The sequence below is a fragment of the Variimorphobacter sp. HTMS_6 genome, assembly GCF_059717775.1.
The window spans coordinates 830,519-842,637 of the sequence record NZ_AP046094.1 but is presented as its reverse complement, the minus strand read 5'-3'; the positions used below and the strand labels follow the sequence as shown (position 1 = coordinate 842,637).

The window sequence follows — 12,119 nt, the reverse complement described above, 5'->3', positions numbered from 1 at the left end:
GGGTTCTATTATACCATCTTTAACAATGATTTAAACGGATATATCCACATTATATTTTGGGAGGTGTATAGATGAAAATAAGCAAGTACTTTATTGCTATGATTATTTTTCCTTTGTGTTGCGTACTTATGGTACTTCTTGTATATTCTGATTTATATTCAGACATGTTACAGTTTAGAAATCTCATGAAACATTTATTTGATTGGGCTCTTTATTTATATGTGTTTGGGGGTATCATAATTAATTTTATTATTCTTGTAGTTTCCATTATTAAAATACGAACTAAGAAGATTAATTTTATTGAATTCATTCTAATTTTATTCATAAATATATTCGCGTGGATGTATGTTACTAACCTTTTTGGATTAGCCCATAGCGTTTAGTTAATATAGGATTTGTATAAACAGAAAATTCCTTTGATTGGAATAGTTCTTTTTACAATTGTGAGCTTTATAGGAGGGAAACATTATTTCCTCCTTCAATCCCACTTAAATACCAATATAATTCTCATACATCGCTCAAAAAAATAGATATCAACCTACGCTGTTACACGCTAATTGATATCTATTATAAGGATACAGGAAGTAATATATAAGCATTTTAATATGAAATACAAAAATACGCTGTAGTAAATCTCACTGTGTATTTCTGATAAACTTTACAGAATGTGGCATAATCCAATTATTTTAGAAAATCCACTGCTGCTCTTTCAATATGAAGACCTTGTTTATACCGTTTCATAAAGGTTTCAAAACCTGCGACATCTTTCGAATTTGGTGCAATCGTAACACAGGATTCTCCGGCAAACACCTTATTATTCAGATATTCCTCCAATGTTTCATCTTTTGCTTTATTCACCATGAAGGAAGCAAGTAATGCAATACCCCATGCGCCACCCTCACTGGCTGTTTCCATAACAGACACCGGTACATTTAACGCCGCTGCCATGATCTTTTGTCCAACCCCTTTGGTTTTGAATAATCCGCCATGACCAAGAATTTCATCTAACTTTACTTGTTCCTCCTTAAGAAGGATATCTAAGCCGATCTTTAGTGCACCAAGTGAGGTGTACAGATGCACTCTCATAAAGTTAGCAAGATTGAATTTACTATCCGAAGATCTTACAAAGAGCGGACGCCCTTCTTCAAAATGAGTCATATGCTCGCCGGACAGATAGCCGTAAGCCAACAATCCTCCGCAATCTGCATCGCCCTTTAATGCAAGATTATATAATGTACCATATAATTGATTCATGTCCACTTTCATTCCCATCACCTTTGAGAATTCTTCAAAGAGTCCAACCCAGGCATTTAAGTCAGAGGAGCAATTATTGGAATGAGCCATACCAACCAAACTTCCGGTAGGTGTTGTAACAAGGTCGATTTCCTCATAAACTTTGGATAATTCCTTCTCCAAAACCACCATAGCAAAAACAGAGGTTCCGGCTGAGACATTACCGGTTCGCTGGCTAACACTATTCGTGGCTACCATACCGGTTCCTGCATCTCCTTCCGGTGGACAAAGAGGAATTCCCGCTTGTAGTTCTCCTGAGATATCAAGCAGCTTTGCTCCTTCGGCGGTCAGAACTCCACCGGATTCCCCCGCGGTCAAAACATCCGGTAAAATCTCATCTAGCTTCCAAGGAAGATTTTCTTCGGATACCTGTTTATTAAACTGATCTATCATTCTTTTGTTAAATTTCTTTGTATCCAAATCGATTGGGAATACGCCTGAGGCTTCGCCTACACCAAGTACCTTTCGTCCGGTAAGTTTCCAGTGTATATAACCAGCTATAGTGGTCAAAAATGATACCTTCCCGATATGCTTTTCCTTATTCAAAATAGCCTGATACAAGTGAGCAATACTCCATCTTTGCGGAATATGGTACTCAAATAGTTTTGTCAGTTCATATGAAGCAGCTTCGGTAATATTGTTTCTCCAGGTTCGAAATGGTACCAATAGCTTGCCACCATTATCAAATACCATATAGCCGTGCATCATACCACTAAATCCAATTGCGCCGATTGTGGTCAACGAAACTCTATACTGCTGCTTTACATCCTGCACCAACATCTGATAACTGTCCTGAACACCTTTCCAAATATCCTCCAAACTATATGTCCAAATATTATCAACTAAACTATTCTCCCAATCATGGCTACCCGAAGCAATTGATACATTATCAGAATCAATAAGTACTGCTTTTATTCGAGTTGATCCAAGCTCAATACCGAGATATGTTTTTCCGCTTATAATTGCTTCTTTCACATCTTTATTTGATAAACTCATGGTTACCCTCCATAAAATAATTATTAATAAATAATACTAATTAAGCATGTAAATCTTTACGTTAGTTTGTGCCGAGGATTTCGCAGACACAAACTTTGAAATGTGAATTATGTTTTTTATAATTCACATTAATCCTGTCCGTAATAAGCTCCGCTTCCATGCTTTCTCAAATAATGTTTATCTGCGATACTCTGAGGTGCCGGTTTCACTTGATTATTAATCATCTCACTATAGCCAGCCATTTTTGCTACCTCTTCCAAAACCACGGCATTATGAACTGCATCGAAAGGATCCTTGCCCCAGGTAAATGGTCCGTGATTGCAACAGAGAATTCCCGGCATACTAAGTGGATCTTTCTCTTCATTGGTTAATGTTTCAATGATTACTAGTCCGGTATTTTTCTCATATTCACCCTTAATTTCTTCTTCCGTAAGACTTCTGGCACAAGGAATTGCACCATAAAAATAATCAGCATGGGTCGTTCCGTATAACGGAATGCTTCTCCCAGCCTGTGCCCAGGAGGTCGCCCAAGTGGAATGAGTATGAACTACACCACCTATCCCCGGATATTTTTTATATAATTCAATATGGGTTGCTGTGTCGGAGGATGGTTTATATTTCCCTTCAATTTTATTCCCCTCCAAGTCAACTACAACCATATCACTCGCTGCCATTTTTTCATATTCTACGCCACTCGGTTTAATAACAAGATAGCCACTTTCTCGGTCAATACCACTCACATTTCCCCAAGTATATGTAATCAGTCCCTTTTTAGGAAGCTCCATGTTTGCTTGAAAAACGAGCTCTTTTAGTTGTTCCAGCATAGATATCCTTCTTTCTATAACAGTATTTTCTCCAGAAATGTTTTATTTAAATGTAATCGAATTCCATCTTAATTCATTCTTAAAACTTCTGATTGTTGTAGTCTTATCAATTAGTACTGCCTCAATGCCCATCGCAGCTGCCCAATCACACATTTGTTCCGCATTCAGATCATAGGAGAATGCAGTATGGTGAGCTCCACCGGCTAAAATCCAAGCTTCTGCACCGGTCGCCAGATCAGGTTCCGGGCGCCAGAATGCCGATGCAACCGGAAGCTTTGGCATTGCCTCCTCCTGCTTAACACATTCTACATCATTGATAATCAGACGGAAGCGGTTTCCTAAATCAATTAAGGAAGTTGCCACACCATGACCCGGCTTTGATGTAAATACCAATCTTGCCGGATCTTCACGGTTACCCATACTTAAAGGAGAAACCTTAATACCAACCTTACTATCCGCAATTGATGGACATACCTCTAGCATATGTGCTTGAAGAATTCCTTCCTTACCAGGAACGAGATGATAGGTGTAATCCTCCATAAAAGAAGTTCCCTTCGCATTCTTAATTCCTTGTGTCATCAGCTTCATTAAACGAACCATGGCTGCTGTCTTCCAGTCACCCTCTCCGCCGAAGCCGTATCCTTTTTCCATCAAACGTTGAATTGCAAGACCCGGAAGCTGTTTTAATCCGGATAGCACTTCAAAATTTGTAACAATTGCTTGATAGTTCTTCTCCTCCAGGAATTTCTCAAAGCCTATTTCAATTCCTGCCTGAACCGCAACATGCTCTCTAAACTCCTTCGGATCTCTACCTTCTAAAAGAATGTCGTATCTATCATAATATTCATCGACTAATGCACTGATATCCCCCTGTGATACCTGCTGAACATATTCTGCAATATCGGTGATATTATAAGCATCGATTTCCCATCCGAACTTGATATGCGCTTCTACCTTATCGCCTTCCGTAACTGCAACGTTACGCATATTGTCACCAACACGAAGGACACGGATGTGACTACTCTCAATAATTCCGATCGCTGTGATCATCCACCTTGCAATACGAGATTGAACAGTACTGTCCTCCCAATAACCGACTACTACTTTTCTTTCAATTCCCATACGACTGACGATATGTCCGAATTCTCTGTCACCATGTGCTGACTGATTCGTATTCATAAAGTCCATATCGATCGTATCATAAGGTATCTCTCTGTTAAATTGTGTATGTAAATGAAGTAATGGTTTTCTATACTCCTGCAGCCCAAGAATCCATGATTTTGCAGGAGAAAAAGTATGCATCCAAGTGATAACCCCAGCACAATTTTCATCCGCATTTGCGTCATTAAATAACTTTCTTATGGATTCATTGCTGATTAGTGTAGGCTTCCAAACCACCTCGAAAGGCAAAAGTCCGGACGCATTCAAGCCTTCCACCATTCTCTGTGAATGCTCAGCAACTACCTTCAAGCACTCCTCTCCGTATAGTGACTGCGATCCAGTTGCAAACCAGAATTGATATCTTTTACATGGTAACATAGAAAAATACCTCCTATCATCCAACAATATTGTAGTTGTACCTCTGGTAATATTGTATTTTATAGCTTGTTTGGCTACAATTGCGCCATCCTACTATTCATCCAAAAAAGTTACCTATTCCTACTTCAATATCATTTGATTATGGAGGTCTTTGACTCTATTCTTTATTTTCTTAACTTGGCCGGTGTTGCACCGTACTTTTCCACGAAGATTTTATAAAAATAACCTTTGTTCTGATACCCTACGCGATCAGCCACCTCATCAATAGTAAGCTTTGTGGTTTTAAGCAGGCTGAGAGCATTCTTAAGTCTCATATCTCGAACGTATTCCAGATAAGTCATACCGAGTTTATCCTTTAATAATCGATTATAATAATCTTCATTAAAATGAAATTTTGCTACAAGCTCCTTCACCGTAATCGATGCATAATTAGCTTCAATATAAGCAATTATCTCTTGATAGATCAACCAATTCATTCTTTTACGTTGTTCATTGGAAAGACTAAAATCATATCTTGTACTAAGATTATGCAGAATTCTGATAATTAGTCCCTTGCAGATATACTTCGCTGCTGCGTCATTCAAGTCTAATTCTTTCAGTAACAAAAGCAACAAACTCTCCAAATGTTTATCATCCTGATCCTTGGGCTTAAAATGAAGATATTGATGGTTATCTTTTTGCTTCATTAGTGCCATTCTTAAAAAATCAAGCAACTTTTCTTCTTCGATATTTTCAACCATGGCTTGATCGAATACATCATTAGAAAGACCAATAAATAAAATCACACTGTTATTTGACTGAAGATAATCCTGATGAGGACAATTCTTATCAATTAAGCACAGCTCCCCTTGTTTAAACAGAATATCTTTACCCATGATTCTTTGTTTGAATTCACCCTCCACAATGTAGGCAAGCTCAATATAATCATGTGTATGATATTGTGTTTTCACATCCGGTATAAAATCACAGCGATAGGTAAAGGGATGAGAGTACGGTTTGATTGTAGCAGATAGACTGCCCTTTTCGTTGATATTCCACCACAATACGAATATCCCTTCCTTTTCTTTCAAAGGAAATGTTTTAACATCCACATGGTCAACCGAATACTCGGGGCACATGATGCGTTGTCCCAGTTCTGTTGTGACGTTTACCGCTTCATTATTGTTATTCATTATATCTAGGCAATATTGTTTTAATTTCATCCCATACTCCATTATAATCGACTTTCTCTGATACCAATATTTTACCATAGTATCCTATAGAAACTCAATTATTATATAAAAGGAGTTTGTGGCAAGCATATATGAATCCGTATGGGTAATTGTGCCCTATTTTATAGGAATGTAGGAAGTGATGGAAAACAAGCTCAATTTTCTCTACTTCATAACTTATCATAAAAGGATCTGTTATCAAACAATATAAATATGAGGTAAAAATACTTCTCAATAAAATAAATTGTTTCAAACAGATCCTTTCGCTACTGAAGTTTTAAATTCTTAAACTAATCCTTGTTTAATAAACTACCCTTTACTATTCAAACTCTTGCTGGGCATTTTACCACAGCTCACCAAATGCTGATAAATGGCGGTTTCTGGTATATCTATTCCATGAAATGTTACGCTTTCCGTATTGTTTTTCGTTCTTTTAGTAACAGAATAGTAGCAGACTTTAAACCCATAAAGGTTGATATAATCTACTTTTTATTATTCACTAGGCAGTTGTAGTCAGTGACTTACAAGTCGCTGTTACGCTGCAAATTCACCATGAATTATGGCGACATGTCGCCACTTTTGAAAGGAGTTTGCTATGAGCAATCAACATAAAAATCCAACCATAAGTTTCAGAGTATCTGAATATGAACGAAAAGCTAATGAAGCACGCATTCTTTCCAGTGGTATGATGAAGATAGATTACTTTGTCCGTTCCTGTATCTATAACCAAATCTGTGTTGTTGGCAAGAAAGAAACGATATATCCTATGGTTGAAGTCTTAAGGAAATTATATCTTCAACTTTATACCATGCATACTACTTTATCCAATGATACCAAAACTACGTTTCCAACCTCCGATGAAATCTCGTCACTTCAAACCGAATACGAACTTGCTCTAAAAGCTATTATTGATATGCTTGACGGTGCCAAGTATCTTTGGGAAGGAGGACACCATGAATGACTTTAACTATCAATTTGTTATGTACAATCCTGTAACCGATACTGTGGAGGTTAATACTGGAACGGGTACTGCTCCCTTTATTCATTGTAAAGATTTCAATTCCACTGTCATGTTTGATAATCCAAATGATGTGGTTTATCTGTATCATCTGGCTGAGGAACAGCCACTGACATATGCTAAATTTGCATTATCTGATGATGGATTGCAGGATTATGTGGATGCTATGAATTGGTTTAATTATTAATTGCATTTCAGTCTCACCAGTCTCATTATTATTCTGAGACTGATGAGATTTTTGCATTTCTTTCCTAAACCATATTGATCATGTGAATATATCTTTTTTCCATTTTATCGCTTTTCCATTTAATCCATTAGTGATTACAATATGCTTTTGTTATTAGAATCAAAAATGATTTGTTGTTTTTCTTTATGTAGCTGTTCCATTTCTGCATATTCATTCTGCGACAATGTTGTATAATGTACAGGAAGACCAAATTCATCATTTAGTGCCTTGGTTATTATACTCTTCAATTTTTTTAAAGCTACATAATTAGCTATTTTGTATACTATTATCAAATCAATATCATTTGCTGTTTTTTCAAATTGAAAAGATCCCATCAATATAACTGATGCCTTAACATTGTCTTCTAAAACCGAATCTGTCATTATCCTCTCTATCAATTGGCCTAGTATATGTACTTGGTCTTTCATAATTTAAAGCCCCCAAAAATTCCTCCATCTTGAATACTCCGACACGATTCCTTTTCCCCTGATTATATGCTTCAGGAGTAACTCCATTCCAATTTGAAATCGTAATTAAACAATCAATATCACCATAGTCCTCTAAAACATCATAGTAGTCAGACAAACTCAATGCATAGTAATTAGAAACAAAGACACGTATCATAGATAAATCCCTTCTATGAATTTCATAATAACTGGTACTTAATTTTTTTATATTTCTCACCTTATTATGATTCCGCATTGCTTTTTCAAAGAAATCAATACTTTCAGGCCTTGGAAACTTAGTATACGAATCAGGCATCGTGTTCCTCCTCATTAATCATATTTTCAAACTCTACTGGAAATACCGGCACCGATTCACGCCCAATTTCTCCTCTTTGACACACTTCAAAAGCTTCGGCATGAATTTTATATTTTTTAAAGATTCTTATTTCCTCTATTGATAACACGGACATACTTTTTTCGAATTCTTGTATTATCTTTCTATTATTCGGTATTACACTATCTGTTTTTGCGTTATTCCATGTTTTTACCGTAGATGAAAGAGGATTATTTATTGCAATCAATGAATCGGGTCCGTATTGATCCAATATTTGTTTGTTTTCTGTTAACAAAATCTGTGCAGACCTAAAAAGCTCATGCTTATTCTTTCCTTGCTTAAATTGAGCCAACTTCTGTATTGGCTTTCTTTTATCTTTCGCCACCTCTGAAAATGAATATATTTCATTATCCGATATTTTTGCCAACAATACATTCCATTGTTCTTCTTGGTTTGTCATTTCTATTATTTCTCTATTTCCAAGAGCTGATGGTTTCATATCATTAATATCAATTTCTTTCAAAGAATCAAATGTAATAAAAATATACTTCTTAGTCTTCTTTTCAATTTCATCCAAAATAATCCTATACTCTTTCCCTACTCCTCCTTCAAATGCGTCTGCTCGCTGTTTATATTTTATAGAAAGTACAACAATTACTTTGTTTGAGTCCACTATTAATTTAGACATCATTTCATTAAAATCAACTGCTGTCTCATCTTGTTTAAACATCTGATCCATAATCGCATTATATCCATATTCTTTTCTTAATAGGTCTACAAAGCCCATTACTTGTTCATTGTATTCGATGCCATCTTGTGCATAGCTTACGGCTACCGCATCCATTAAATCCAACAGTATTCCTCCTATCCTTTGACTATTCCAGCTGCAAGTTAAATTTTGATAGTTTCAAAAGTATTTCGTGTATTTTTCGCTAAAATGTAGTTTTTATAAGACCGACACAATATTTATTGCAAGCTTGTGCAAGTTAAACCCATTCCCTTTAAAGAATATCATTTCATATGCTTTCAATGCTTTGCTGACATCTTCGCTCAAAACTTCGCTCATTTTTTTAATTCTTGTTTTTCATAAATAATATTGTTTGTACTTCCAGATTGAATAAGTAACCCTACATCAACGAGTTCCTTAAGATACCTTCTAACTGTTGCCTCTGATTTATTAACCAGCCTTTTGGCTGTCTGTGGTGTAATCCCATCATTTTCATCTAAGTATAAAATTATTTCTGTTAATCTCTTTATTGTCTTTGTATCTAAAACTTCGCTCAAAACTTCAATCAAACTTCGCTCATTTTTTTGAGCGGAGTTTACATTATTTTCAATTATATTTGATAAGAAATCTGGATGTATTGGTATCTCTACACGAGTTGCTCTCCTATCTTCATCCGTTTCGAAAGTTGCTCTTGGAGAACCATTTTCTTCTAATTTTTCTTGAATCGTTGGTACTCCTGTTGAACGACCTTCTGATAAGTGTAATTCTTTTAGGAATTCACCCAATCTTCGATTTCGATACATTCGGGTACGGAAGCGATCTCCTCTTTTAATATCCTCCATAGAAACAGATCGATCAATACCTGGAAAACTAATTATGTTTATACATTCTGGCTCAATTTCTATATGCACAGGTTCATATGACATATAATCTCTGTGATAAAAAGTATTTACTACAGCTTCCTCAAGTGCTGCAAATGGATAACTAAATCTACGTACAGACTCCATCTGACCCGGTAATTTTGTTACTTTATCGACTATTACCATATCCTGTAGCTTTTCCATCGTTCTTTTTATGATAGTAGGCACAGATCCTTTAATTGGTGGACTCTCAATAAAATTATCTGGATTTTTTATGCTACCATCTGGAAATTTTACAATCTCTACTTGCATATATGGAAAAAACTTATCTGGATTCTCACAAAACATCATTAGTGCAACATTTCTAACTCTGATTCGTTCTGATGGTCCATCAAGCAGTCCCATCTCTTCCAGTACTTCCTGTACTCCGCGGGTACGAATTTCCTTTGCAAGTTTGCTTCCAGTTGTCTTCAAATGTTCTTCTAATAAAATAAGTGATATATCGTCAAAGGTAGCATCTGGATTTGGCTGCATATCAAATGGAACCTTGCTTGCAATTGAAATTAATTCTCTTTCCTGCTCAGGCGTAGCAACCATGGAACTCGTGTTATATCGGATAAAATATTTTAATGTTTTTTCTGCCTTCGATGTTACATGTTCAGGTGCCTTATATGGTCGCTGCAATCCTGTAGGTACCCATAAGACCATGACATATTTTCCATCCACCTGATCAATTATAGTTTTCGGAAAATATGCCGGACTTAATTTCCGATTATAACCAAGCATCTCTTTTTGAATCAAATCTAAATCTTTTTCAATTAATCCTGAAACTGGTCTTTTTGCAACACCATTTTCTTCTTCTGCGCCAATAACAATATATCCTCCGCCCTGATTATCATAATCATTAGCAAATGCACATACACTCGTATAAATATCATCAGGATTCCAATTTCGCTTAAATTCAATACGATCAGACTCAACTCGTCTTGCATTTAGCAAATCTTCTATACTAAATTCCAATTCCAAAATTTCACCTTCTTCCTACCTTTAATAAATAATTATCAAAATCACTCTCAATAATTTCATTTAAGTTAGCTCTTTAAAACACATGCCATTACTTTACCTGAACCAACTTTCCCAATCGCTTAATTATCAAAAGAATATTAAGCAAAATAATTAAAAACAAATAATATGTTACAGTTGCAATAGTCATAGATACTATTGCACATAAAGATTTGATTGCGATCATGATCAGTCCCACTATCATTAAAAAAATACAAAGACATATCGTAAAAATTATTGCATTATTCGTCTCTTCTAATACCTTTTTTATTTTGCTTTTCTTTGTTTCTTCTAGATCCGAGTAATCTTTGCTGACTAAAATACTAAAAATTGCCAAGAGCATCGAAACAAAAATACTTAAAATCACATTTATTCCTTCATAGAAATCAGTATCAGCTACATAAAAAATAGAAATTCCAACTGCCAATAAAAGTGGGTAAATGTAAAATGTCAAATACTGGCGTTTGCTATCCTTAAAAAGAGCTAAATGTTTTGTGAATATGTTTCTCAAGTCAAAAAATGTATCTTTTTTACTGAACAAAGTGGTAATAATCAAAAGCATTGAAACTGTTATTAAAAAAATACCTATATATTGTACTTTCAATCTCATCCCTCCATATTAACTTGATGACACACCATCTTATCCATATATGATTGAGCTGTTTCTTTCATATAATCGACTAATTTTTCACTATCTATTCCTCCGTCACCATCACATATGTAACTAGGTATATCTTCAACAAGACTAAATCTATCAATATCTGACAGACCAACTGTCTTTGTTCTTCCAGCATGGCAAAATGTAAATTTAATGTCCTCATAAATAGTATCATTTATTTCAAATATATCATCATCAGCAGTTCCATCGAGATGCTCCAAAAATATTTTAATCCAAGAATCTTTTAGTTTTGGTTTTATATATGTAATTTCTTCTCTACCTTTATTCAAAAACATATTGTCTGATGAATCTGGTGATATCTTGTTCTTTATTAATGTCACTCTACTCAACTTATCATTTTTCAATAAATTTTCCATGAATACCCGAACAGATATGCTTCTAGTTTCCATCGTCAGTCCATATTTCTCTGAAAAATATCCTTTTATGTTATTCGTTGCTATGGTTTTTACGCCATAGGTTCCTATTGTTTCAAATAAAAACATCCCTTTTACAACATTTTTATCCTCATCATCTTTTGGTACAAATACCATGAAATCAAATGGTTTGATATCAGCATCTTCTTTTTTTCTCGTATATACAACTTCTCTTGTTTTTCGATCTGTCATTTTAGATTCGAGTCCATATCCTCCAGATTGAATTGTTGCCGATAAAGCAGAATAAGAGTCTGTCATATGTGATTTTACACTTTTTTGTTCCACCGCAAACATTTTCATTAACTTCTCGTCATCGTCAAAATCTTTATAATTCTCAAAAAATCCCTTGAACATATCAATTACATTTGAATATGTAACATCTGTATTCGTATATGCTTGATTCAAATAATAAAGTTCATTTTCACCACGTGAGTATTTCTTTTTCAGGTAGAAACTACATAACATTAATCCATAACTAATCACTTTTGTAC

At 35.2% G+C, this 12,119-nt stretch carries 12 protein-coding genes; 2 read left to right on the top strand and 10 right to left on the bottom strand.

Annotated elements, in window-relative coordinates:
• Window positions 1-681 precede the first annotated feature (681 nt).
• From AC6IWN_RS03730 to AC6IWN_RS03715, 4 genes are all read right to left on the bottom strand, one after another.
• A complete protein-coding gene (locus tag AC6IWN_RS03730) occupies window positions 682-2,289 on the bottom strand; it encodes a xylulokinase (RefSeq protein ID WP_497991028.1) in 1,608 nt (535 codons plus the stop codon).
• A gap of 128 nt (window positions 2,290-2,417) precedes the next feature.
• Window positions 2,418-3,113: an L-ribulose-5-phosphate 4-epimerase gene (locus AC6IWN_RS03725; RefSeq protein ID WP_497991027.1), complete on the bottom strand. Its 696-nt coding sequence runs from the start codon at window positions 3,111-3,113 to the stop codon at window positions 2,418-2,420.
• A gap of 42 nt (window positions 3,114-3,155) precedes the next feature.
• Window positions 3,156-4,652, bottom strand: a complete 1,497-nt coding sequence (gene araA, locus AC6IWN_RS03720) for an L-arabinose isomerase (protein WP_497991026.1) — start codon at window positions 4,650-4,652, stop codon at window positions 3,156-3,158.
• 164 nt (window positions 4,653-4,816) lie between these two features.
• Entirely contained in the window at window positions 4,817-5,854 is a 1,038-nt protein-coding gene (locus AC6IWN_RS03715; protein WP_497991025.1) for an AraC family transcriptional regulator, read from the bottom strand.
• Window positions 5,855-6,458: 604 nt separating this feature from the next.
• Here AC6IWN_RS03715 and AC6IWN_RS03710 point away from each other — a divergent pair.
• Window positions 6,459-6,824 (top strand): plasmid mobilization protein, encoded by a 366-nt coding sequence (locus tag AC6IWN_RS03710; RefSeq protein WP_497991024.1) that lies wholly within the window; start codon window positions 6,459-6,461, stop codon window positions 6,822-6,824.
• Window positions 6,817-7,068, top strand: coding sequence for a hypothetical protein (locus AC6IWN_RS03705; RefSeq protein ID WP_497991023.1), 252 nt, complete (start codon window positions 6,817-6,819; stop codon window positions 7,066-7,068). Before AC6IWN_RS03710 ends, AC6IWN_RS03705 begins: the two co-directional genes overlap by 8 nt.
• A 134-nt stretch (window positions 7,069-7,202) precedes the next feature.
• On the opposite strand, the gene AC6IWN_RS03700 is transcribed toward AC6IWN_RS03705, so the two are convergent.
• From AC6IWN_RS03700 to AC6IWN_RS03675, 6 genes are all read right to left on the bottom strand, one after another.
• Window positions 7,203-7,490, bottom strand: coding sequence for a hypothetical protein (locus AC6IWN_RS03700; RefSeq protein ID WP_497991022.1), 288 nt, complete (start codon window positions 7,488-7,490; stop codon window positions 7,203-7,205).
• A complete protein-coding gene (locus AC6IWN_RS03695) occupies window positions 7,459-7,869 on the bottom strand; it encodes a hypothetical protein (RefSeq protein WP_497991021.1) in 411 nt (136 codons plus the stop codon). Before AC6IWN_RS03695 ends, AC6IWN_RS03700 begins: the two co-directional genes overlap by 32 nt.
• Window positions 7,862-8,731, bottom strand: a complete 870-nt coding sequence (locus AC6IWN_RS03690) for an SEFIR domain-containing protein (protein WP_497992163.1) — start codon at window positions 8,729-8,731, stop codon at window positions 7,862-7,864. Before AC6IWN_RS03690 ends, AC6IWN_RS03695 begins: the two co-directional genes overlap by 8 nt.
• A gap of 218 nt (window positions 8,732-8,949) precedes the next feature.
• Window positions 8,950-10,500, bottom strand: coding sequence for an RNA/DNA-binding domain-containing protein (locus AC6IWN_RS03685; RefSeq protein WP_497991020.1), 1,551 nt, complete (start codon window positions 10,498-10,500; stop codon window positions 8,950-8,952).
• Window positions 10,501-10,588: 88 nt separating this feature from the next.
• Entirely contained in the window at window positions 10,589-11,140 is a 552-nt protein-coding gene (locus tag AC6IWN_RS03680) for a hypothetical protein (protein WP_497991019.1), read from the bottom strand.
• A gap of 2 nt (window positions 11,141-11,142) precedes the next feature.
• Window positions 11,143-12,111: a hypothetical protein gene (locus tag AC6IWN_RS03675; RefSeq protein ID WP_497991018.1), complete on the bottom strand. Its 969-nt coding sequence runs from the start codon at window positions 12,109-12,111 to the stop codon at window positions 11,143-11,145.
• Window positions 12,112-12,119: the final 8 nt, after the last annotated feature.